This is a genomic window from Cellulophaga sp. 20_2_10 (genome assembly GCF_023476645.1).
GTDB lineage: Bacteria > Bacteroidota > Bacteroidia > Flavobacteriales > Flavobacteriaceae > Cellulophaga.
This window is the reverse complement of record NZ_JAMCOJ010000008.1, coordinates 58529-81187: the sequence shown is the minus strand read 5'-3', so window position 1 is coordinate 81187 and position 22659 is coordinate 58529. Positions and strand designations below refer to the sequence as shown.

The window sequence follows — 22659 nt, the reverse complement described above, 5'->3', positions numbered from 1 at the left end:
TACGAAAATAAATTTCAAACGTTTTCGTGATCAATTTGATAAAAATTTAAGTAAAAAATGAGGCATTCATTTTTAGAGGTGCTTTTTTTTGTTTTTTCATCAAAATAATAGTAATCGTTGCATAATTCTTTCGTTTACCCTTTAGATTTTATTAATTTTGTGGAATTGCAATAAATTAAACTCAAAACTAAAAGGAATGGCATTTGACATTGATATGATAAAGGGGGTTTATGCCCGTATGGCTGAACGAGTAGATAAAGCTCGTGAAATAGTAGGAAAGCCACTTACACTTTCAGAAAAAATATTATATTCTCACTTATGGGATGGTAATCCTAATACCGAATTTAAAAGAGGTAAGGATTATGTAGATTTTGCTCCAGATCGTATTGCGTGTCAAGATGCAACAGCACAAATGGCATTATTACAGTTTATGCAAGCTGGTAAGCCTAAAGTTGCCGTTCCTACAACAGTTCACTGTGATCACTTAATTCAGGCAAAAAGTGGTGCTGTTACAGATTTAAAAGTAGCGAACTCTACAAGTGCAGAGGTATTTAACTTTTTAGAGTCTGTTTCTAATAAATATGGTATTGGTTTCTGGAAACCGGGAGCTGGTATTATTCACCAAGTAGTTTTAGAAAATTATGCATTCCCAGGTGGAATGATGATTGGTACCGATTCGCATACAGTTAACGCTGGTGGTTTAGGTATGGTTGCTATTGGTGTTGGTGGCGCAGATGCTGTAGATGTTATGGCAGGTATGGCTTGGGAACTTAAATTCCCAAAACTAATAGGAGTTAAATTAACAGGTAATATTTCTGGGTGGACTTCTGCTAAGGATGTTATTTTAAAAGTTGCTGGTATCTTAACTGTAAAAGGTGGTACAGGAGCAATTGTAGAATATTTTGGAGAAGGTGCTAAAAACCTTTCTTGTACTGGTAAAGGTACTATTTGTAATATGGGTGCAGAAGTAGGTGCTACTACGTCTACATTTGGTTATGATGAGTCTATGGAGCGTTACTTACGTGCTACAGATCGTAGTGATGTTGCAGATGCTGCTAACCAAGTAAAAGAACACTTAACTGCAGATGCAGAGGTATATGCTAATCCAGAGCAATATTTTGATGAGGTTATAGAAATTAATTTAGATGAGTTAAGACCTCATTTAAACGGACCTTTTACTCCAGATTTAGCTACACCAGTAGGTGAACTAGGAGAAAAGGCTAAAGCTAATGACTGGCCGTTAAAAGTAGATTGGGGATTAATTGGTTCTTGTACCAACTCATCTTACGAGGATTTAACTAGAGCTGCGTCTATAGCTAAACAAGCTGTTGATAAAAAAATTAAACCAAAATCAGATTTTGGTATCAATCCAGGTTCTGAAACTATTCGTTTTACTGCAGAGAGAGATGGTATTTTAGAGATTTTTGAAAACCTTGGAGCTACAATATTTACAAATGCTTGTGGTCCTTGTATAGGACAATGGGATAGGAGTGATGCAAAAGGAGATGAGAAAAACACTATTGTACACTCGTTTAACCGTAACTTCTCTAAAAGAGCAGATGGTAACCCTAATACGCATGCATTTGTTGGTTCGCCAGAGATGGTTGCTGCAATAGCAATATCTGGTCGTTTGGATTTTGATCCAATGAACGATACGTTAATTAACGAAGATGGTGAAGAGGTTAAATTAGATATGCCATTAGGTATAGAATTGCCTCCACAAGGTTTTGCTGTTGAAGATGCTGGTTACTTAGCTCCAGATGCAGACGGTTCTGGTGTAGAGGTAAAGGTTGCTTTAGATTCTGAAAGATTACAATTGTTAGAGCCATTTACTCCAATAAAAGACGAAAGTCTAATGGGAGCTAAATTGTTAATTAAAGCTTTTGGTAAATGTACAACAGACCACATTTCTATGGCTGGTCCTTGGTTGCGTTTCCGTGGTCATTTAGATAATATTTCTAACAACTGTTTAATTGGTGCTGTTAACGCTTTTGGTAAAAAGACCAACTTTGTTAAAAATCAATTAACGGGTGAATTTGCTGGTGTTCCAGATACTGCACGTGCATACAAAGCAGCAGGTATAAGATCTATTGTTGTTGGTGATCATAACTATGGAGAAGGTTCTTCTCGTGAACATGCAGCTATGGAGCCAAGACATTTAGGTGTTGCAGCAGTAATAGTAAAATCTTTTGCTCGTATTCATGAAACAAACCTTAAAAAACAAGGTATGTTAGGTTTAACGTTTGCTAATGAAGCAGATTACGATCTTGTAAAAGAAGATGATACATTTAACTTTGTAGATATAGCAGATTTTGCTCCAGAAAAACAATTAACGTTAGAGTTGGTTCATGCAGATGGTAGTAAAGATGTAATTAAGCTTAACCACACATACAATCAACCTCAAATAGATTGGTACAGAGAAGGTTCTGCTTTAAATGTTATTAAAAAAGAAAACGTGGCATAAGCTAATTTTCTTTTAATAAAATTAAACTCCCGAAGTAATTCGGGAGTTTTTCTTTTTATATGAATTTATCTTCCTACTTTAGGGCTAATTATATATTAAAAATGAAGAAGAAAACAATTTTGACCCTTTTATTAATGCTTGTAATAGCAGCATTTTTTTGGACGCCTCTTGGCCATATGGGTAAAATATTTTTAAACAAAATAGTGGCAACATCACCATCTGTAATTGCGAAAGAAAAGCAGCAAAAAGTAACAGATTATGATTGGGTTTTAAAAGATGAAAATCATACTTTATTTAATTTTTCAAAATCTAAAGGGAATGTTATTTTTATTAATAACTGGGCTTCTTGGAAAGTTCATTGTGAAGCAGAATTACAATCTATTCAGAAATTTTATAATGACTATAAGGGCAAGGTTGATTTTTACATTATAACTAATGAAGAAAAAGAGGTTGTAGATGAGTTTATGACGTTAAAAAAATTTACGTTTCCTGTTTCTTATTTAATTATTGATGCTAAACACGCCGTAAATACAGAAAAAGTGCCTTCTAGCTATATTATAGACAAGAGTGGAAATATAGTTATATACGAAAAAGGAATATCTAGTTGGGATAATGATACGGTTTATGAAATTGTAGATCAGCTTATAGCAGAATAGTAATGACTTTTAATAGGAGAAAAATACTAAATTTTATTTTCTATGCGCTAATTGCAGCTGTATTATTTACGCCTTTGGGATTTAAAGTAAAAGTATATGCAAACAGAATTTTTTCTGGTAGTGCATCCTCAGTTACTATAGAAGAGCAAATTTCTTTGCAGAGTTATAATTGGAATTTGATTGATGCGTCTGGCGATAATTTCAATTTAAAAGATCATAAAGGAAAAGTAATTCTTGTGAATTTTTGGGCTACTTGGTGTCCGCCTTGTGTGGCAGAAATGCCAAGTTTACAAAAACTATACACAGATTATAAAGACAAGGTTGTGTTTGTATTAGTTGCAGAAGATAAAGTAGCTAAAGTGAATACATATTTAAAGGAAAACGAATTTAATTTTCAGGTATTTTATGCCAAGTCTAACACGCCAAAAGAATTGGTTTCTAAAGTAATACCTACAACCTATATCTTAAATAAAGAGGGTAAAATTGTAGTTAATGAAACGGGAGCTAAAGATTGGAATAGTGCTAAAACAAGAGATTTAATAGAGAGTTTACTAAAAGAATAAATACGAATCTTACTTATAAAAAAAAGCGCTTTGTCTAAAGCGCTTTTTTTGTGACCACGACTGGAGTCGAACCAGCACGTCCATAAGAACACTACCCCCTCAAGGTAGCACGTCTACCAATTCCGCCACGTGGCCATAGTTAAATTAGTACCGACCACAAATATAACTATGTGTTATAGATATATAAACTTTTTAATTTGATATTTTATTCAATATATAAGAGGAATAGGTGTAGTAAGAATAGCATTTTTACTCAATAGGCCTTATTTTTGATTTAATTGAAAACACATTTTTTATGAGTGATAAAATATCAATTTTCTGGTTTAGAAGAGATTTAAGATTAGAGGATAATACAGCATTATCTTTAGCTCTTTCTTCAGGTAAACCTGTGCTTCCTATTTTTATTTTTGATGAAAATATTCTAAATGAACTAGATAAAGATGATGCAAGAGTAACATTTATACATCAGACTATATCAGCTATGAATACTACTTTAAAAAACTGTAATAGCGGTGTACTTTGTTTGCATACAACGCCAGAGAAAGCTTGGAAAGAATTGATGAGTAAGTACGCTATAGAGAATGTTTTTTATAACAAAGATTACGAACCTTACGCTAAAGAAAGAGATGAGAAAATTACTGCTCTTTTAGAAGAAAATAATATAAATGTAAAATCGTATAAGGATAGTGTTGTTTTTGAAGAAAATGATGTTCTAAAAAATGATGGCGGAGCATATACGGTGTATACGCCTTATAAAAACAAGTGGTTGTCTTTGTTTAAGGCCGAATTAATAGAAGAACAAAAATGTGATTTAAGTAAGAATTTAGTAGCGTTTTCTGCTGCTTTTTTATCATTAAAAGATTTAGGTTTTAGGGCTTCTAGTATAGAAGTTATGCCCTATAATTTAGAGCATTTAGATGTTTATGCAGATAAAAGGGATTTTCCGTCAGATGATATAACGACATACCTGGGTCCGCATTTGCGTTTTGGAACGGTAAGTGTGCGCAAACTAATACGTGGTTTAGAAGGTTTAGAAAGTGTTTTTTTAAGTGAATTGGTGTGGAGAGAATTTTTCACTCAAATATTATATCATTACCCAAAAGTAGTTACTCAAAATTTTAGAGCTAAATACGATGGTATAAAATGGCGTAACAACCAAGAGGATTTTGAAAAATGGTGTACTGGTACTACGGGCTACCCAATGGTAGATGCGGGAATGCGACAATTAAACCAAACTGGGTATATGCACAATAGAGTACGTATGATTACTGCTGGGTTTTTATGCAAGCACTTGCTAATAGATTGGCAGTGGGGAGAGGCTTATTTTGCTAAAAAATTACTAGATTACGAGTTGGCTTCTAATAACGGTAACTGGCAGTGGGCAGCAGGTACAGGGTGTGATGCAGCTCCTTATTTTAGAATATTTAACCCTATAACACAGCTTAAAAAGTTTGATAAAGATTTTAAGTACGTTAGAAAATGGATTCCGGAATTTGATGGTTTTGATTATCCCGATCCTATGGTAGATCACAAAACTGCTAGGGAACGCGCTTTAAAAATATATAAAGAGGGGATTGAAAATTAATTACTTAATTGTTTCTTCTTATTAAAATAACGAAACAATTCAATATTCATAAAAATAAGTATTAAGCCGTAAAAGCAATCTTCTACAGGTATGGTACCTATTCTAAAACCTATGTTTTCAGCATTGTTATACCATACAATAGGAGATTCTAAAAAACTTCCAGTAAGGATACCATTGCTAGCTAAAAAAAAGGGAATTATTAATAGATAAGTTAGGTAATGGTAGCTTAGGTTTACTTTTTTATAACTTAAATAAGAAAGAAAAATAGTGCCTAAAACTGCAGTGGTAAATGTATATAGTTTGTTGTAAAAGAGTATTGCTATAAGTATAAATACAACAGTTAGTATAAATGTAATATAACTTTCAATTTTTTGTAGTGGATTGTTTTTTACCAAATGCAAAAGAGCAAAATACGTAAATACACAAGCGTACGGTATTGCTATAAAAAATAGAATCTCTTCTATTGGTAATTCACCAATAAAAAGTCCGCTTAGGTAATCTTTGTTAAACCCCCAGACTCCAGTTGCAGTAAACCAATAATCCCAAATTATAAAGAATAGTGCTACGGGTATCGTAGCTTTGAAAAAAGAACCCCATTTTTTAAAAAAAGCGTGCTTTGGGTAAAAACTTGCAATAAACGGAACGCTAATGCATGCAAGGTCTATAAGTAGGTAATAGTAAGGTTTCATTACGATTTGTATTGAGTATGGTACTTTTTTGGAACAAACAACATTCCAAAACATTCTCCATGTGCTTTTCCTAAATGTTTGTGGTGCACTTTGTGAGCTTTACGTAAGCCAATTAAATAGTTGTTTTTAGTCTTTTTAAACCACTTAAATCGCTGATGAATTAAAACATCATGTATCAAAAAATAAGCGATACCGTAAAATAAAATACCTAGTCCAATAAAAAACATAAAGTTTAATTCTGGATGTATGCCAAAATAAAATAAAGCAATACTTGGTATCGCAAATAGTACAAAAAATAGATCGTTTTTCTCAAAAGGATGTGGATATTTAGGTTGATGATGATCCGCGTGTAGAATCCACAAAAAACCATGCATTACAAACTTGTGCGTTAGCCAAGTTATAACTTCCATAACAGCAAACGTTGCAATTGTAGTTAGTATAAAAAGTGCTATTTTCATTAGTTGGGACTTATATTATTAATATTTTGTAAAATTGTTTTTTTGTAATTTTCAGGCAAATCTGCAGCAGCTATATTCTCGTTTATAAACTTTTTATCTGCAGCAATTCTTGTATTGTAACCTAGAAAATCTGGTATGTTAGTTTGTACCAGTAAACGTACATATTTAGCTTCTATATCTTTGGGGTGTTGCTTAATGTAATCTTCCAATGACTTTTTACCCTCATTAAAATAGGCTAGTTTTTTAAAAGGCCATATAGTATATTCTGCTTTTTTCATTGTGCAAGAAGCTATATATGGTGTTGCTCTAGAGCAACTAGTTTCTTTAGTGTTAGCTATAAATTTTTTTAAATCCTCTTTTGTTTTTATGGTATGAAATTGATCTCTAACTTTTTCTAAATTTGTACAATCTGTAGATAGATTGAATATGAGAACTAAAAGCGAGAATACTAATTTCATTAAACAAGTTTAAGGTAAATCTAATTTAACTATAAAGTTACACGTTTTAGCTTAAATAATGTTGAATTTAAATCTGATATATGCTTTGGTTAAAATTAAAAATTTTAACGGATTAGAAATACGTATTCTGCTATTCATGATGCTAGTAGTATCGGCTCTCTTTAGTTTTTTAAGTAGTTTGGAGTAATACTTATACGCAACAAAAACGCCTAATCTACTTTCTAAAGGTAATTGTATAATGCCTTTGTAGGCTTCAGCAAAATCGTTTTCTATATCTTCTAAAATACTTTCTTTAGCACTTTTAGTTAAAGTGTTGGTTTCTAGCTCTGGAAAATAAGATCTCCCTAAGTCATTAATGTCATCCTTAAAATCTCTTAAAAAATTCACCTTCTGAAAAGCAGAACCTAGATATTGAGCAGATTCTTTTAAGTGGTTAAATTTTTCATTGTCGTTATTTACAAAAACACGTAAACACATAAGACCTACCACATCAGCAGAACCGTAGATATAATCATCATACTCTTCTTTGGTATTGTATTCTGTTTTGTCCAGATCGTGGCGCATACTTGTTAAAAATGCATCTACGTATTGGTGTAAGTCGTACTTTAAAACAATTTCTTGAAAAGAATTTATAATAGGATTTAGACTAATTTTTCTTTTAAGTGACTTTCTATACTCTTCCTCAAACTCGTTTAATAGTGTTTCTTGTTCATAATCATGAAAAGAATCTACAATCTCGTCCGCATATCTAACAAAACCATATATAGCATATATTGCTGGTCTTATAGAGGGTGCAAAAAGTTTAATACCTAAAGAGAATGATGTGCTATAGGTTTTCGTAATTAACTTACTGCAGTTAACACTTGAAGAATCAAACAGAGCTTTCATAATTTACTGTGCTTTAAAATTAGTTCACTTACGACTTTACCAGAGATTAATGATGGTGGTACACCAGGTCCTGGAACAGTTAATTGTCCACAGAAATATAAATTATCTACTTTTTTACTTTTTAATTTAGGTCTTAGTATATGGGTTTGCAACAATGTGTTTGCCATGCCATACGCATTACCTTTATAGGAGTTATAATCATCCTTAAAGTTGTCTACACAATAAGATTCTTTAAAAAGTATAGCGTCTTTTATTTTTTGATCTGTAATTTCTTCTACTCTTTCTATAATTTGATTAAAGTAGTGTTCTCTTAATTCTTCTGTATCTTCTATGTCCGGTGCAATTGGCACTAAAAACACAGCGGATTCTTTGTTTTCTGGAGCACAAGTTTTATCTGTTTTACTAGGGAAACTTGCATAAAATAACGGTTTGTTAGGCCATTCTTTGGTGTCGTAAATTGTTTTTGCGTGCTCTTCAAAATCAGTGTCAAAAAATAAAGTATGGTGATTTACGTTCTCTATTTTTTTATCAAACCCAACAAAGAATAATAGGGCAGAAGGAGCAAATATTTTTTTATCCCAATATTTTTCTGAATATTGTCTGTATTGCTGCGGCAGCAAAGTTTCTGTATGGTGGTAGTCTGCACCACTTAAAAGAATATCGCATTCTAAATAGCCACTTTTACTATCTACACCTTTAACAACGCCATCTTGTATGTCAATTTTTAACACAGGACTATCTGTTATGGTTTTAACGCCTAAACTTTGTGCTAGTGCTTGCATACCTTCTACAACTTTGTACATACCTCCTTGTGGATGCCATGTACCTAATTTAAGATCTGCATAATTCATAAAGTTATAGAATGATGGTGTATTGCTAGGTTTTGCTCCTAAAAACAATACAGGGAACTCTAGTACTTTACGTAGTTTGTTGTTTTTTACGTAACCAGAAACTTGATTTTTTATGGTTAGTATAAATTCGTATAACTTGCTTATTGTTTTTCTGTTTATAATCTCAAAAATAGTTTCGCCAGGATTGTAAACTAAATTTTTTATAGCAATATCATAGTTAATTTTTGCTTTGTTAATAAAGCGTTCTAATTGTTTGCCACTACCTGGTTCAATTTTTTCAAATGTATCTCTGGTTTCGTTAAAATCTTCAGAAATAGAAATAGAATCATTTTTATCAAAATATATTTGATAAGCAGGGTTTAGTTGGTCTAGATGATAATAATCACTTGTTTTTTTGTTGAAGTCGGCAAAGAATTTATCAAACACATCTGGCATCCAATAAAATGAAGGGCCAATATCAAAAACAAAACCGTTGGTTTTTAATTGTCTTGCTCTACCGCCCGTAGTTGTGTTTTTTTCTAGTATGGTAACGTCGTAACCTGCTTTGGCCAAGTAGCAACTAGCAGATAGTGAAGAAAACCCCGAGCCAATAATTATAATCTTTTTCATAAAGTGTTAACACGTATCTTCCGAAAGATACTATATGTTTTTTAAATAATGTTAAAAACCGGTGATTTTTACATCACCGGCACAACAACCAAATTAACCCAACCAACAGGTTAATCTAATATAATTCTAATGAGTATCTGGCATTAATACGCTGTCTATTATGTGAACAACACCGTTACTTGCAGCAACATCTGCGGTTGTAACTTGTGCGTTATTACCTGTGGCGTCGGTAATAAAAACTCCGCCAGTTAAATTAATTGTAATGTTTTGTTCTAATGCTGTTGCAACAACTTGGCCATCTGTTAAGTCTGTAGACATAACAGCAGCTCCAGAAACAACATGGTATTTAAGAATATTTGCTAATAAAGTTTTTTCTTCTTCAGTGTCAAAATCTGCTAGGCTTGTGTAATCCTCACCTAAATCATTTAATAACGCAGCAAAAGCATCATTTGTTGGAGCAAATACAGTAAAAGGTCCTTCAGTTCCTAGTAACGCTACTAAGCCAGCATCAGCTTGTTGTAAAGCTGTTACTAATAAAGATAAATCATCTGTAGCAATAGCAAGTTCTACGATATTAGGTTGTAAAGCATCTACAATTTCTTGTGGTAATAATACTTTGTCTATAATATGCACAACCCCATTTTTAGCCATAACATCTGCAGTTGTTACTGCTGCGTCTGTATCAGTAGCATCTTGTATAAAAACGCCTCCTGTTAAGTTAACTGTTACATCTTCTCCTTGTGCAGTAGTTATCATTTGGTTGTTAGATAAATCTGTAGAGTAAGCTGCAGTACCAGCTATTACATGGTATTTTAAAATGGTAGCTAACATTTCTTTTTCATCTTCAGTATCAAAATCTGCAAGCTCATTATAATCGTCTCCTAATTCATCTAACAAAGCAGCAAAAGCATCATTTGTAGGGGCAAAAACGGTAAAAGGTCCTTCTGTTCCCAATAAATCTACTAGTCCAGCGTCTGCCTGTTGTAGTGCGCCAACTAATATAGATAAATCATTTGTTGCTATAGCTAATTCAACTATAGTAGGTTGTTGAGAAGCTATAAAGTCTACAGCGGCTTGTGGTAATAAAACTTTATCAATAACGTGTGCAATACCATTAGATGCCATAATATCTACAGCTGAAATAGTTGCATTAACATCAGAGGCATCTGATAGAACAAATGTGCCATCGTTATCTACAACTTCTATAGAGTTGTCTGCTAAAGCAGTACCTACTTCGCCTGCAGCTAAATCTGTAGACAAAACCTTTGCAGGTATAACGTGGTAAAGTAAAATGTTTTTAAGTAACTCTAATTCTCCTTCAGTATCAAAATCTTCTAAAGAGTTATAATCATCGCCTAGCATATCTAATAAGGCTACAAAAGCAGCATCTGTAGGAGCAAAAACTGTAAAAGGACCATCTGAACTAAGTGTGTCTACTAAGCCTGCTTTAATAACAGCAGCTTCTAAAACGGTAAGTGCATCGCTAGCAACAACTACATCTACAAGTGTTCCTAGGTTTATTGCATCTATTACTGTTTGTGGTAGTAATACTTTATTAATTACGTGTACAATACCATTTGTTGCTTCTACATCTGCAGAAATAACTTGTGCATCTACCTCAGATGCATCTGTAATAAATACACCATTGTTAAGGTTAATTGTAATTTCTTCTCCTTGTAGCGTAGTAACTACTTGGCCGTCTGTTAAATCGCTAGATGCCACAGCAGCTCCAGCAATAACGTGGTATTTTAAAATTGTAGCAAGTAAAGCTTGCTCTTCTTCAGTATCAAAATCTGCAAGCGAAGAATAGCCATCTAAACTATTAAATAAAGCAGTAAATGCATCATTTGTAGGGGCAAAAACTGTAAAAGGTCCTGTACCACTTAAAGCTGTAATAAGATCAGAGTTTGGACTCTCATCAGATTTAGCTAAGGCAGCAACTAAAGAACTAAGCGCATCTGTACTAGAAGCTGTCTCTACAATATTTAATTGTGTTTGTTCTGGAGCAGTACTGTCATCATCGTCATTACAAGATGTAAAAGCGAATACGAACAAAATTAAAGCGGATAAATAAATTTTCATTTTCATAATGTCTAACTTTTATAGGTTCATTGTTGGACAAATGTATTAAAATATTTTAAATTGTCTAGGTAAATTTCAAAAAAATTAGACAAAACTATCTTCTTGCCTATTTTTTATACTACATTTGTTATTATAAAAACGATTAAAAATGGGTAGTTATTCAATGTCGCAAGTAGCTACACTTACTGGTATTAATGCACATACATTAAGAAAGTGGGAGAGTAGGTATAGCTTTATAGAGCCAGAACGGACAGATACTAATATTAGATTTTATACAGATGAGTTATTAAGAAAGCTTCTTAATGTAAGTATTTTACAGCGTAATGGATTTAAGATATCTAAGATAGATAAGATGTCTAATGAAGAGTTGCACACTAACGTAACAGAAGTTTTACTTAAGCCTATAGAGGGTGACGAGCTTACGGCACTTATGTTGGGTTTGTTAGAGATGAACGAGCGCGAGTTTATAAAAATTATAGACGCACACATAGCAAGTAAAGGGTTGTTAAACGCCGTTACAGATTTAATTTATCCTTTTTTAAATCAGATTGGTGTTTTGTGGGGTATTGATAAGGTGATGCCAGCGCAAGAACATTTTATATCTAATTTAATTAGACAAAAAGTAATTGCTGCAATTAATGCATTGCCTTTGCCCGAAACCAATGCGCCTAGGATTATTTTATTTTTACCAGAAAATGAACACCATGAAATAGGGCTTTTGTTGGCGCAGTATATAGCAAAAGATCTAGGGTGGAATGTGTTTTATTTAGGACAGCACGTGCCTATTAGTAATATAGAATCTGTGCAGAGCATAGTAAAGCCTAATCTGTTATTGACAATGTTTGTAACTACAGTACCAGATAGAATAAAGGAAAAAATAGAAGCTGTATTAAGTCAGACTACTGCAGATCTTCTTGTTTCTGGTAATCCTGTAAATTTAGAAACTAAATATTTTGAGGATAGAACAATTTATGTTTCTAATCCCGGTGAGTTAATAAGTATATTGCGAGACAGAATATCGTAGTTTAAGTATAAAGCAAAAAAAAACCGAAAACATAATGTTTTCGGTTTTTTTGTTTGTGACCGGGCTGGGGCTCGAACCCAGGACCCTCTCCTTAAAAGGGAGATGCTCTACCAACTGAGCTACCAGGTCATTATTCCATCGCTTAAGCGTATTGCTGTTAGCGGGTGCAAATATATGACCTTTATTTTATTTGACAAGGACTTTTTGTAATAAAATAATAAGTAAAACAAAAGCTACGGCTAAACCCCCTGTGTTAGATTTAATTAGAGTTTTATTTTTTTTTAATTGATAGAAAAAAACTCTTTTAAAAGTAGAATTCAAGCTGCGGATTTGTGTGATAATTGAATTTTAAACTGTAAAAAGGGGGAGTTCAGTTTAGTGCAAAAAAAAATCCAAAAACATAATGTTTTCGGATTTCTTTAATTGTGACCGGGCTGGGGCTCGAACCCAGGACCCTCTCCTTAAAAGGGAGATGCTCTACCAACTGAGCTACCAGGTCATTATTCCATCGCCTAAGCATATTGCTGTTAGCGGGTGCAAATATATGACCTTTATTTAGTTTGACAAGGACTTTTTTATTTTTTTTCGTTTTTTTTTATTTCGCTTAAAAATAGAGCATCTTTGTATAAAAAAATAGATGCAAATAGTATTGGTTGGTTATATGGGTAGTGGTAAATCTACTGTGGGGAAAGAGCTTTCCAAGCGTTTGAAAATCAATTTCTTGGATTTAGACACTTATATTGAAGCAAAATATAAGATGTCAATTCCAGAGCTGTTTTCGACCAAAGGAGAGATTTTTTTTAGAAAAGTAGAAATTTTGTGTTTAAAAGAAATTTTTGCTTCAAATGAAGATTTTGTACTCTCTACCGGTGGTGGTACTCCTTGTTATGGAGATAATATTAACGTAATGACCAACGGTACTAATAATGTGTTTTACTTAAATGTGCCAATACCAGAATTAATTAAAAGATTGGTGAAGGAGAAAGCACATAGACCTTTAATAGCTAATATTCCAGAAAACGAGCTTCCAGAGTTTATTGGTACACATTTGTTTGAGAGAAGTTATTTTTATACAAAGGCGCACCATACCATATTGGTAAAGCAAAAAGATAGTGCCACAGTCGTAAATGAGATAATAGGTGCGTTAGTTTAGGTAAACAGCATCATTTTTAGGCTTAAACTCAACTTCTATATGTTCTTGTAGGGAAGTAGATAAAGAAATTCCTTTGTAATCTGCTTTAACAGGGTACTTTTTATGGTTTCTGTTCACTAATACAGCTGTTTTTAATTGGCGTAACGGAACTTTTAAAAAGTGAAACACGCCATAGATTAGGGTGGAGCCAGAGTTTAAAACATCGTCTACTAAAACAACAGATTTATTGGTGTAATCTTCCGTAGCGATAGAAGTTGTAACACCGCTTTTTAATGGATTTTTCTTATCCATTTTTACAGTGCATAGTGTAATTTTGGCTTCGGTGATATCCTCTAAAACAGTGCTTAATTTTTTCGCAAATTTTAAGCCACCACCTTCTATACCAGCAATTACAATCTCTGTTTCATTAACATTAGCTTCGTAAATTTGATAGGCAATACGCTTTATTTTATGCTGAATTTGGTCGTGAGATAATATTTTGTTCTGCATTTGTACTGTAATTTTAGATGTATCAAAGATAGTAAAGACTTTTTAAGTCTTATTCTTCTTCCGTAGAATTAGTCGTATAATCGTCTATTTCTCTTCTGTCTTTTTTAGTAGGTCTTCCAACTCCTTTTTTTCTATAATAATCTTTAGAGTATTTTAGAAGATCAGAATGTTCAAAAGCTTCTTTAGGAGTAGTATCCTTGCGGTACATATCTACTAATTTAGCGCCAATTCTGTTTGGAGGCACATCTAATACGGTAAGTTTATAGTTAATTTGGTTTTTTCGAACCTCGATTTTGTCCGTAGGGAAAACATCTCTAGATGGTTTAACGGCCTTTTCATTTATCTTAATATGTCCTTTTTTACAGGCTTCCGTAGCAATACTTCTTGTTTTAAAATATCGTGTACACCATAAATATTTGTCTATCCTCATAATCTATCCAAAATCTTTGTTAACTACTTCCGCAAAAATAGGGGAAAATTGTATCTTGCGACTCATAAATTAAAATAGATGAAATTTAAAAACGTACTTATATTTGTTTTACTAGCCATTTTAGTATGGTCTTGTGGTAGTGATGATAATGGCTTTACTGTAGTTCCTCCTAAAGCTTTGAGTGAGATAGTAGACCAAGACAAAGACTCTATAGTTCAATATTTAGAGACTCATTTTTACAACTATGAAGAGTTTGCGAATCCTCCAGCAGATTTTGATTATAAAATTGTTTTAGGTGAAATTGAAGGTGATAATGCAGGGAAAACCCCTTTAATAGATATGATGACAGCAGTGAAAACTACTGTTAGGTCTTCTGAAATTGGTTTAAGTAATAATAAAGAGGTAGAGCATACCTATTATTACTTAGTAGCTAGGCAGGGTGTCGGTGATCAGGCCACTGCAATGGATTCTACTTATGTTCGTTACGAAGGTTTGTTGTTAGATAACACAGTTTTTGATGCTTCTACAGCTACTCCTTTATGGTTTGATTTAGCAACAATTCAAGCCCCTGGTCAAGGAGCAAGAGGTTTTTCTGAAGGTGCTAAATTCTTAAAAGCAGGTGGAGCACCAATCATTAATGAAGATGGTACTTTTGAAATCACTGATTATGGAGTTGGACTTGTGATTTTTCCTTCAGCTCTTGGTTATTATAACAATGCGACTGGGCTTATAGCGGAGTATAGTCCATTAATTTTTAAGATTGATTTAATGGCTGTTAACGAAGCTGATCATGATAATGATGGTGTACCTTCTTATTTAGAAGATTTAAATGATAATGGATATTTGTTTGATGATAACACAGATTTAGCATCAGAAGAAGGGTCTTCATCCATTTCTACTGTGCCAGATTACTTAGATAATGATGATGATAACGATGGTAAATTAACTAGAGATGAAATTAGCGATGCTGATGGAAATATAATCTTCCCTTATCCAGATTCTAATAACGATGGTACTCCAGATTACTTGGATCCAAATAGCTAGTATAACGGTACTATTAAAAAATATAAAAAGAGCCCTAGAATTTAATTTCTAGGGCTCTTTTGTTTAATCACTAATTTTAATATTACTAAGTAATTAGTTTTCTAATAATTATAGACTTAAAGATACACTTAATATCAATTGATCTGGTCTTGTGTCTATTTTGTCTTTTCTAACAGATGTAAGGTCAGCGTTAATAATATCAACTTCATTATTGCTAAATCCTCTTTCGTATCTAACATCAACTCCTAGTTTACCTAAATTAACTCCTACACCTACGTTAAGACCTACGGTAAAATCATTCTTTACATCGCCAATGGTAAAGCCATCATAATCTGTGTCTAAAATATATTGAAAAGCAGGACCTGCAAATACGTTTATAGGGCCAAATACTTTTGCGCCAACTAAAACTGGTAAATCTAGTTTTTGCATTTTAAAATCTTCGGCATAACCAGATTTTAAAGAGGTGTACATCAATTCTGGTCTAATGTATAAGTTGCCAGCTGTTTTTGCATAAATACCAATATGGTATCCTACATTTTTGTCAGGATTATTATATGCATCCTTTGCCGAATCATAATAATCTCCGTTACCACCGTAGTTTAAACCTCCTTTTATACCAAAACCAGCATCGGTTTGGGCATAAGTAGCTAAACTAGCTAAAGCCAATGTAATTACTAAAAGTGTTTTTTTCATTTTAAAAGTGTTTTAAACAAAAAGAGAGCGACTGTAAAAAAACAATCACTCTCAATATGTTATTAATTAATATGTAAGTTAAGTATCAATAACGATACCATTCTCTTACTTGCGTTCTATAACTTTTATAACGGCTTTTTCTATCGCTTTATTGTCTAAACCATATTTTTCCATTAATTGCGCAGGAGTACCACTTTCTCCAAAAGTATCATTAGTACCAATGAACTCTTGCGGTGTTGGTTGGCTTGTTGCTAAAACACGCGCAACACTTTCTCCTAAACCTCCTAAAACATTATGTTCTTCTGCAGTTACTATACAACCTGTTTTTTTAACAGAGTTAATAATTGCGTTAGCATCTAATGGTTTTATAGTGTGTATATTAATTACTTCTGCAGAGATACCTTGACTCTCTAGGTTTTCGGCAGCTATTAAAGCTTCCCAAACTAGATGTCCAGTTGCTACAATAGTAACATCTGTACCTTCTGTTAAATGTAAAGCTTTACCTATTTCAAATTTCTGATCTGCAGGAGTAAAGTTTGCTACTTTTGGTCTTCCAAATCGCAAGTAAACAGGACCTTCATAATCAGCAATAGCAATAGTAGCAGCTTTTGTTTGGTTGTAGTCACAAGGGTTAATAACTACCATTCCTGGTAACATTTTCATTAATCCTATGTCTTCTAATATTTGGTGCGTTGCACCATCTTCACCTAATGTAACACCAGCGTGAGAAGCACAAATTTTTACGTTTTTACCAGAATATGCTATAGATTGGCGTATTTGGTCATATACTCTTCCTGTAGAAAAGTTAGCAAAAGTACCTGTAAATGGTATTTTACCACCAATAGTTAAACCAGCAGCAATACACATCATGTTAGCTTCTGCAATACCTATCTGAAAGAATCTCTCTGGATTTTCTTCAATAAATTGATCCATTTTAAGAGAGCCAATTAAATCTGCACATAATGCAACAACATTAGGGTTTGTTCTTCCTAACTCTGTTAAACCTGCACCAAAACCACTTCTAGTATCGTTTTTTCCTTGATCTATGTATTTTTTCATATCCTTTATGATTTTTCTCTTTTGTAAGAGAAGGTAGATTTAATTTTTATTAGTAGTCTCCTAAAGTTTCAGGGTTTTGTGCTAATGCTATCTCTAGTTGCTCATCATTAGGAGCTTTACCGTGCCAAGCGTGTGTGTGCATCATAAAATCTACACCATTACCCATAACTGTATGTAATAATACACAAACAGGTTTTCCTTTGCCAGTCATAGTTTTTGCCTTTTTAAGACCAGCTATAACAGCTTCAAGATTGTTACCTTCTTTTATGTCTAAAACATCCCATCCAAAAGCTTCAAATTTAGCTTTAATGCTACCCATTGCTAAAACGGTATCAGTAGAACCGTCAATTTGTTGTCCGTTTAAATCTATAGTAGATATTAAATTATCAACTTTATTAGCAGAAGCATACATCATAGCTTCCCAGTTTTGACCTTCTTGTAATTCACCGTCTCCGTGTAAACTATATACAAGATTACTGTCTTTGTTTAACTTTTTAGCTAATGCAGCACCAATTGCTACAGACATTCCTTGTCCTAATGAACCTGATGCAATGCGGATTCCAGGTAACCCTTCATGCGTAGTTGGGTGTCCTTGTAATCTAGAATTAATTAGTCTAAAAGTGTTAAGCTCATCTACTGGAAAATATCCACTACGTGCTAAAACACTATAATAAACAGGAGAAATATGACCGTTAGATAAAAAGAAAAGGTCTTCACCTTTACCATCCATGTCAAATCCTTCGTTTAATTCCATTAATTCATTGTACAGGGCTACAAAAAATTCTGCACAACCTAAAGAACCACCTGGATGGCCAGAGTTAACTTTGTGCACCATTCTTAAAATATCCCTTCTCACTTGCGTGGTCAAATCTTGTAATTCTTCCAGTCTTGGCATTTTTATATGTTGTTAATTCGCGTGTAAAAATAAGGTCTATCTTTTGCTTGTACAAGGCTAGTTATTATAATTTATTAACTACTTTACAATTAATAGGCAACTTTATTTTTTTGTTAGCAATTTTTTGTAGCTGAGTTGATTATATTTGCGGTTATAAATACGATAGTTTTTGAAATTTACAATAGAAAAAAAAGACGCGCAGAGTAAGGCACGTGCCGCAACAATGGTTACAGATCATGGTGTTATAGAGACACCTATTTTTATGCCAGTTGGTACAGTTGCATCTGTAAAAGGGGTTCATCAAAGAGAATTAAAAGAAGAAATAAACCCAGATATTATTTTAGGAAACACCTACCATTTGTATTTGCGCCCTAAATTAGATATTCTGGAAGCAGCCGGTGGTTTGCATAAATTTATGGGTTGGGATCGTAATATTTTAACAGATAGTGGCGGTTACCAAGTCTATTCTTTATCAGCAAATAGAAAAATTAAGGAAGAAGGTGTTAAGTTTAAATCTCATATAGATGGTTCTTTTCATTTTTTTACACCAGAAAACGTAATGGAAACTCAGCGTACTATTGGTGCTGATATTATTATGGCGTTTGATGAGTGTACCCCTTACCCGTGCGATTATAACTATGCAAAGCGCTCTATGCATATGACGCACCGTTGGTTAGACCGTTGTATGAATCATTTAGAAACGTTACCGTTTAAATACGGTTACGAGCAAACTTTTTTCCCTATTGTACAAGGGTCAACATACAAGGATTTACGTAAACAATCTGCAGAATACATTGCTAATGCAGGAGCGCAAGGTAATGCTATAGGTGGTTTATCTGTAGGTGAGCCGGCAGAAGAAATGTACGCAATGACAGAAGTTGTTTGTGACATTCTGCCAGAAGACAAGCCTAGATACTTAATGGGTGTAGGTACACCTATTAATATTTTAGAAAATATAGCTTTAGGTGTAGATATGTTTGATTGTGTTATGCCAACACGTAACGCCCGTAACGGAATGTTGTTTACTGCGCATGGGACTATAAACATTAAAAATAAAAAATGGGAAGCAGATTTTTCTCCTATTGATGAAATGGCAATGACCTTTGTAGATACAGAATATTCTAAAGCATATTTACGTCATTTATTTGCTGCTAATGAGTATTTAGGAAAGCAAATAGCAACCATACACAACCTTGGTTTTTATCTATGGTTAACTCGTGAAGCTAGAAAGCATATAAAAGCTGGCGATTTTACTGAGTGGAAAAATATGATGGTAAAACAAATGGATAAAAGATTGTAGTAATTGAGTATTCTAGATAAATATATATTAAAACGTTATTTGCTTACCTTTTCGGTAATGATCTTGTTGTTTGTGCCAATTGGTGTAATGCTAGATTTGGCAGAAAAAATAGGTAAAATAGTAGCGAATGAAGCTCCGCTTTTAGAAGTGCTAGAATATTATATGAACTTTATCATATATATTGGGAGTCTTCTATTTCCTATTTTTCTGTTTTTATCTATTATCTTTTTTACTTCTAAGCTTGCGGCCAATACAGAAATTGTCGCTATTTTAAGTTCTGGAATCTCTTTTGGGCGTTTTTTAAGGCCTTATTTTATAGGAGCAACCATTATAGCTATACTTATGTTTTTTATGGCTATGTTTATTGTGCCCAAAGCAAGTTTAGACTATCATGAGTTTATATTTAAGTATTTAAAAAAGGGTAAAAAGTTTCAGGAAACTAGTAATATATACAATCAGTTAAACGAAAACGAATTTCTTTATATAAGTAGTTTTGATCCCAACAGGCAGCGGGGTACTAACTTTGTGTTAGAACATTTTGATAATGATGATAAATTAACATATAAACTTACCGCTTCTAGTATTAGGTGGGTACCAACAGATACTATATATAGATTAACAGGTTTTACTTCTAGAACCGTTAAAGGGAATGTAGAGGTTATTGAAAAACAAACTAGGTTGGACACTATTTTTGATTTTAAAATAGATGATTTAACTCCAGTTAGTTATGTGGCAGAAACTAAAAATATTTTTGAACTTAATAAGTTTATAGAAGACCAACGTAAAAAAGGAGCATCTAACATAAATACGTATGTAATGGCTAAATATAAACGTTGGGCTTTGCCAGTTTCTGCATTTATACTTACACTTATTGCTGTCTCTGTGTCTTCAATAAAACGTAGAGGAGGTATGGGTGTTAATTTGGCTTTTGGTATTGTAATAGCTTTTATATATATCTTTTTTGACAGAGTTTTTGCTATTTTAGCAGAGCAAGCTGGTTTTTCTCCATTAATGGCTATCATAATTCCTAATGCAATATTTGCAGCCATTGGCCTATACTTGTTAAAAAATGCTAAGCGATAAATTTAAAAATTATCTTCATTTACATTTTATAGTATTTGTTTGGGGATTTACTGCTGTTCTAGGAAAGCTAATAACTATAGATGCTTTACCGCTAGTTTGGTATAGAATGTTCTGGGCGGCTATTTTTGTGCTACTTTTTATTGTCTTGCGCAAGAATAGCTTAAAAGTAACTCGTAAAACTTTATTTTTGTTACTGGGCACAGGTGTTGTTATAGCTTTGCATTGGGTAACATTTTTCTCTGCAATAAAAGTATCTAATGTATCTGTAGCTTTAGCAACAATATCTTCGGGAGCATTTTTTGCAGCTATATTAGAGCCAATTTGGTATAAACGTAAAGTTATTTGGTACGAGATTGTTTTTGGACTTATTGTTATAGGTGGTCTTGGACTTATTTTTAATATAGAAGCATCATACAAGGAAGGTATTATACTCGCCTTAATTTCAGCATTTTTAGCAACAGTCTTTTCTTTAATGAACGGTAAACTAATTAAAGAACACAAGCCTTCAATAATTTCTTTTTACGAACTAGGAGCAGGAGTAGTCTTTTTATCAATCTATATGCTTTTTCAAGGTAATTTTACCCAGATAAATTTTCAGCTTTCTACTTCAGATTGGATGTATATCTTAGTTTTGGCATCTTTCTGTACAGCTTATGCTTTTATTGCATCGGTTAAAATAATGAAATTTTTAAGTCCATATACGGTAATGCTTACGACAAACTTAGAGCCCGTTTATGGTATTTTATTGGCCTTTATTATTTTTGGTGATAGTGAAAAAATGGACCCTATGTTTTATTTAGGTGCTTTTATTATTCTAATTACTGTAATTGCTAATGGTATTCTAAAAAGCAGAACAGAGAAAAAGAACCAGAAAGCATTAAAGAAACAGGCGGTTATTTAATTTTTTCACGGTTATAAACCATCATTGTTGATATCTACCAAAGTTTATTGCTGCTAATTTTATGGATTACATTATTTTTGCGTCAAAGTAAAAAAGTATGAGTTCATCTAATAGCGAAAGGTATAACCAAAGAGGAGTTTCAGCATCTAAAGAAGATGTGCACAATGCCATTAAAAATATAGACAAAGGTCTTTTTCCTAAGGCATTCTGTAAAATAGTTCCAGACTACTTAACTGGTGACAAAGATTACTGCTTGGTAATGCACGCAGATGGTGCTGGCACTAAATCGTCTTTAGCATACATGTACTGGAAAGAAACAGGAGATGTTTCTGTTTGGAAGGGTATAGCACAAGATGCTTTAATAATGAATATTGATGACTTAATCTGTGTTGGAGCAACAGATAACATTATGTTGTCTTCTACCATAGGAAGAAATAAAAATTTAATTCCGGGTGAAGTCTTATCTGCTATTATTAATGGTACAGAAGAACTTATTGAAGATTTAAAGAGCCACGGTATTGTTATACATTCTACTGGTGGTGAAACTGCAGATGTTGGTGATTTGGTACGTACCATAATTGTAGATTCTACTGTAACAGCTAGACTTAATAAAAAGGATGTTATTGATAATGCTAATATTAAAGCTGGCGATGTAATTGTTGGTTTAGAATCTTTTGGGCAAGCTACTTACGAGAGCGAGTACAATGGCGGAATGGGTAGTAACGGACTTACATCTGCAAGACACGATGTGTTTTCTAAATATTTAGCAAATAAATATCCAGAAAGTTTTGATGCAGCAGTACCAGAAGACTTAGTGTACTCTGGAGGTGTTAAACTAACAGATGAGGTTACAGATTCTCCTTTAAATGCAGGTAAGTTGGTATTGTCACCAACAAGGACCTACGCACCAATTATTAAGAGAATATTAGAAAAATATAACAGCACAGACATACATGGTATGGTACACTGTAGTGGAGGTGCACAAACAAAAATTCTTCACTTTGTAGGTGATTTACATATTGTAAAGGACAATCTTTTTCCTGTGCCACCATTGTTTAAGTTAATACAAGAACAGTCTAAAACAGATTGGAAAGAGATGTACCAAGTTTTTAACTGTGGTCACCGTATGGAGTTGTATGTTAACCCTGCAGTGGCAGAAGAGTTAATTGCTATCTCTAAAGGTTTTGGTGTAGCTGCTAAAATAGTTGGTAGAGTAGAAGCAAGTGCTACTAAAAAACTAACAATTACTAGTGCGTACGGAACTTTTGAATATTAACTAACAACA

Annotated in this window: 22 protein-coding genes and 3 tRNA genes; 11 read left to right on the top strand and 14 right to left on the bottom strand. The window is 33.2% G+C overall.

The window, feature by feature from the left end; all coding sequences use genetic code 11:
* Positions 1–196 precede the first annotated feature (196 nt).
* From M4I21_RS14265 to M4I21_RS14255, 3 genes are all read left to right on the top strand, one after another.
* Entirely contained in the window at positions 197–2464 is a 2268-nt protein-coding gene (locus tag M4I21_RS14265; protein WP_249559905.1) for an aconitate hydratase, read from the top strand.
* 101 nt (positions 2465–2565) lie between these two features.
* On the top strand, positions 2566–3120 hold the full coding sequence (locus M4I21_RS14260; RefSeq protein WP_249559904.1) for a TlpA family protein disulfide reductase: 555 nt from the start codon (positions 2566–2568) through the stop codon (positions 3118–3120).
* Between the two features lie 2 nt (positions 3121–3122).
* Entirely contained in the window at positions 3123–3683 is a 561-nt protein-coding gene (locus M4I21_RS14255) for a TlpA family protein disulfide reductase (RefSeq protein WP_249559903.1), read from the top strand.
* A 51-nt stretch (positions 3684–3734) separates the two neighbouring features.
* Here the strand turns inward: M4I21_RS14255 and M4I21_RS14250 are convergent.
* Positions 3735–3818: transfer RNA gene (locus M4I21_RS14250), tRNA-Leu, on the bottom strand.
* A gap of 160 nt (positions 3819–3978) precedes the next feature.
* Between M4I21_RS14250 and M4I21_RS14245 the strand changes: the two genes are divergently transcribed.
* Complete coding sequence (locus M4I21_RS14245; protein WP_249559902.1) at positions 3979–5268, top strand: cryptochrome/photolyase family protein; 1290 nt, start codon at positions 3979–3981, stop codon at positions 5266–5268.
* Here M4I21_RS14245 and M4I21_RS14240 read toward each other — a convergent pair.
* The 6 genes from M4I21_RS14240 to M4I21_RS14215 form a co-directional block, all read right to left on the bottom strand.
* The gene (locus tag M4I21_RS14240) at positions 5265–5957 is read right to left on the bottom strand and encodes a lycopene cyclase domain-containing protein (protein WP_249559901.1); all 693 of its coding nucleotides are present in this window, start codon (positions 5955–5957) and stop codon (positions 5265–5267) included. The two genes, M4I21_RS14245 and M4I21_RS14240, sit on opposite strands and share 4 nt — an antisense overlap.
* The gene (locus tag M4I21_RS14235) at positions 5957–6415 is read right to left on the bottom strand and encodes a sterol desaturase family protein (protein ID WP_249559900.1); all 459 of its coding nucleotides are present in this window, start codon (positions 6413–6415) and stop codon (positions 5957–5959) included. The genes M4I21_RS14240 and M4I21_RS14235 overlap by 1 nt, the downstream gene beginning before the upstream one ends.
* Positions 6415–6873, bottom strand: coding sequence for a hypothetical protein (locus tag M4I21_RS14230; protein WP_249559899.1), 459 nt, complete (start codon positions 6871–6873; stop codon positions 6415–6417). The genes M4I21_RS14235 and M4I21_RS14230 overlap by 1 nt, the downstream gene beginning before the upstream one ends.
* Before the next feature lie 51 nt (positions 6874–6924).
* Positions 6925–7761, bottom strand: coding sequence for a phytoene/squalene synthase family protein (locus M4I21_RS14225; RefSeq protein ID WP_249559898.1), 837 nt, complete (start codon positions 7759–7761; stop codon positions 6925–6927).
* Complete coding sequence (gene crtID / locus M4I21_RS14220; RefSeq protein ID WP_249559897.1) at positions 7758–9221, bottom strand: bifunctional phytoene desaturase/3,4-desaturase; 1464 nt, start codon at positions 9219–9221, stop codon at positions 7758–7760. The genes M4I21_RS14225 and crtID overlap by 4 nt, the downstream gene beginning before the upstream one ends.
* 126 nt (positions 9222–9347) lie before the next feature.
* Positions 9348–11309 (bottom strand): fasciclin domain-containing protein, encoded by a 1962-nt coding sequence (locus tag M4I21_RS14215; protein WP_249559896.1) that lies wholly within the window; start codon positions 11307–11309, stop codon positions 9348–9350.
* Between the two features lie 142 nt (positions 11310–11451).
* On the opposite strand from M4I21_RS14215, the gene M4I21_RS14210 reads away from it, so the two are divergent.
* Positions 11452–12327 (top strand): MerR family transcriptional regulator, encoded by an 876-nt coding sequence (locus M4I21_RS14210; RefSeq protein ID WP_249559895.1) that lies wholly within the window; start codon positions 11452–11454, stop codon positions 12325–12327.
* A 56-nt stretch (positions 12328–12383) separates the two neighbouring features.
* Here M4I21_RS14210 and M4I21_RS14205 read toward each other — a convergent pair.
* Positions 12384–12456, bottom strand: a tRNA-Lys gene (locus M4I21_RS14205).
* 297 nt (positions 12457–12753) lie between these two features.
* A tRNA-Lys gene (locus tag M4I21_RS14200) sits at positions 12754–12826 on the bottom strand.
* Between the two features lie 138 nt (positions 12827–12964).
* Between M4I21_RS14200 and M4I21_RS14195 the strand changes: the two genes are divergently transcribed.
* A complete protein-coding gene (locus M4I21_RS14195) occupies positions 12965–13480 on the top strand; it encodes a shikimate kinase (protein ID WP_249559894.1) in 516 nt (171 codons plus the stop codon).
* Here the strand turns inward: M4I21_RS14195 and M4I21_RS14190 are convergent.
* Together M4I21_RS14190 and M4I21_RS14185 are read right to left on the bottom strand one after the other, a co-directional pair.
* Entirely contained in the window at positions 13472–13969 is a 498-nt protein-coding gene (locus M4I21_RS14190) for a phosphoribosyltransferase family protein (RefSeq protein WP_249559893.1), read from the bottom strand. The genes M4I21_RS14195 and M4I21_RS14190 overlap by 9 nt on opposite strands.
* Before the next feature lie 49 nt (positions 13970–14018).
* Positions 14019–14399, bottom strand: coding sequence for an RNA-binding S4 domain-containing protein (locus M4I21_RS14185; protein ID WP_249559892.1), 381 nt, complete (start codon positions 14397–14399; stop codon positions 14019–14021).
* Between the two features lie 78 nt (positions 14400–14477).
* On the opposite strand from M4I21_RS14185, the gene M4I21_RS14180 reads away from it, so the two are divergent.
* Positions 14478–15443, top strand: a complete 966-nt coding sequence (locus tag M4I21_RS14180) for an FKBP-type peptidyl-prolyl cis-trans isomerase (protein WP_249559891.1) — start codon at positions 14478–14480, stop codon at positions 15441–15443.
* 108 nt (positions 15444–15551) lie between these two features.
* Here M4I21_RS14180 and M4I21_RS14175 read toward each other — a convergent pair whose 3' ends face one another.
* From M4I21_RS14175 to M4I21_RS14165, 3 genes are all read right to left on the bottom strand, one after another.
* Positions 15552–16136: an outer membrane beta-barrel protein gene (locus M4I21_RS14175; protein ID WP_249559890.1), complete on the bottom strand. Its 585-nt coding sequence runs from the start codon at positions 16134–16136 to the stop codon at positions 15552–15554.
* Positions 16137–16241: 105 nt separating this feature from the next.
* Entirely contained in the window at positions 16242–17195 is a 954-nt protein-coding gene (locus tag M4I21_RS14170) for a transketolase family protein (RefSeq protein ID WP_249559889.1), read from the bottom strand.
* Positions 17196–17244: 49 nt separating this feature from the next.
* The gene (locus M4I21_RS14165) at positions 17245–18090 is read right to left on the bottom strand and encodes a transketolase (RefSeq protein ID WP_249559888.1); all 846 of its coding nucleotides are present in this window, start codon (positions 18088–18090) and stop codon (positions 17245–17247) included.
* Positions 18091–18259: 169 nt separating this feature from the next.
* On the opposite strand from M4I21_RS14165, the gene tgt reads away from it, so the two are divergent.
* From tgt to M4I21_RS14145, 4 genes are all read left to right on the top strand, one after another.
* Positions 18260–19390 carry a tRNA guanosine(34) transglycosylase Tgt gene (gene tgt, locus M4I21_RS14160; protein WP_249559887.1) on the top strand — a complete coding sequence of 377 codons (1131 nt, stop codon included), beginning with the start codon at positions 18260–18262 and terminating at the stop codon, positions 19388–19390.
* 3 nt (positions 19391–19393) lie between these two features.
* A complete protein-coding gene (locus tag M4I21_RS14155; protein WP_249559886.1) occupies positions 19394–20473 on the top strand; it encodes an LptF/LptG family permease in 1080 nt (359 codons plus the stop codon).
* The gene (locus tag M4I21_RS14150; RefSeq protein ID WP_249559885.1) at positions 20460–21374 is read left to right on the top strand and encodes a DMT family transporter; all 915 of its coding nucleotides are present in this window, start codon (positions 20460–20462) and stop codon (positions 21372–21374) included. Before M4I21_RS14155 ends, M4I21_RS14150 begins: the two co-directional genes overlap by 14 nt.
* A 97-nt stretch (positions 21375–21471) precedes the next feature.
* A complete protein-coding gene (locus M4I21_RS14145; RefSeq protein ID WP_249559884.1) occupies positions 21472–22650 on the top strand; it encodes an AIR synthase related protein in 1179 nt (392 codons plus the stop codon).
* Positions 22651–22659 lie beyond the last annotated feature (9 nt).

Bases quoted from the DNA above. Each gene is read 5' to 3' on its own strand.
- M4I21_RS14265 (WP_249559905.1), top strand. From the start codon at position 197: ATGGCATTTGACATTGATATGATAAAGGGGGTTTATGCCCGTATGGCT.
- M4I21_RS14260 (WP_249559904.1), top strand. From the start codon at position 2,566: ATGAAGAAGAAAACAATTTTGACCCTTTTATTAATGCTTGTAATAGCA.
- M4I21_RS14255 (WP_249559903.1), top strand. From the start codon at position 3,123: ATGACTTTTAATAGGAGAAAAATACTAAATTTTATTTTCTATGCGCTA.
- M4I21_RS14245 (WP_249559902.1), top strand. From the start codon at position 3,979: ATGAGTGATAAAATATCAATTTTCTGGTTTAGAAGAGATTTAAGATTA.
- M4I21_RS14240 (WP_249559901.1), bottom strand. From the start codon at position 5,957: ATGAAACCTTACTATTACCTACTTATAGACCTTGCATGCATTAGCGTT.
- M4I21_RS14235 (WP_249559900.1), bottom strand. From the start codon at position 6,415: ATGAAAATAGCACTTTTTATACTAACTACAATTGCAACGTTTGCTGTT.
- M4I21_RS14230 (WP_249559899.1), bottom strand. From the start codon at position 6,873: ATGAAATTAGTATTCTCGCTTTTAGTTCTCATATTCAATCTATCTACA.
- M4I21_RS14225 (WP_249559898.1), bottom strand. From the start codon at position 7,761: ATGAAAGCTCTGTTTGATTCTTCAAGTGTTAACTGCAGTAAGTTAATT.
- crtID (WP_249559897.1), bottom strand. From the start codon at position 9,221: ATGAAAAAGATTATAATTATTGGCTCGGGGTTTTCTTCACTATCTGCT.
- M4I21_RS14215 (WP_249559896.1), bottom strand. From the start codon at position 11,309: ATGAAAATGAAAATTTATTTATCCGCTTTAATTTTGTTCGTATTCGCT.
- M4I21_RS14210 (WP_249559895.1), top strand. From the start codon at position 11,452: ATGGGTAGTTATTCAATGTCGCAAGTAGCTACACTTACTGGTATTAAT.
- M4I21_RS14195 (WP_249559894.1), top strand. From the start codon at position 12,965: ATGCAAATAGTATTGGTTGGTTATATGGGTAGTGGTAAATCTACTGTG.
- M4I21_RS14190 (WP_249559893.1), bottom strand. From the start codon at position 13,969: ATGCAGAACAAAATATTATCTCACGACCAAATTCAGCATAAAATAAAG.
- M4I21_RS14185 (WP_249559892.1), bottom strand. From the start codon at position 14,399: ATGAGGATAGACAAATATTTATGGTGTACACGATATTTTAAAACAAGA.
- M4I21_RS14180 (WP_249559891.1), top strand. From the start codon at position 14,478: ATGAAATTTAAAAACGTACTTATATTTGTTTTACTAGCCATTTTAGTA.
- M4I21_RS14175 (WP_249559890.1), bottom strand. From the start codon at position 16,136: ATGAAAAAAACACTTTTAGTAATTACATTGGCTTTAGCTAGTTTAGCT.
- M4I21_RS14170 (WP_249559889.1), bottom strand. From the start codon at position 17,195: ATGAAAAAATACATAGATCAAGGAAAAAACGATACTAGAAGTGGTTTT.
- M4I21_RS14165 (WP_249559888.1), bottom strand. From the start codon at position 18,090: ATGCCAAGACTGGAAGAATTACAAGATTTGACCACGCAAGTGAGAAGG.
- M4I21_RS14150 (WP_249559885.1), top strand. From the start codon at position 20,460: ATGCTAAGCGATAAATTTAAAAATTATCTTCATTTACATTTTATAGTA.
- M4I21_RS14145 (WP_249559884.1), top strand. From the start codon at position 21,472: ATGAGTTCATCTAATAGCGAAAGGTATAACCAAAGAGGAGTTTCAGCA.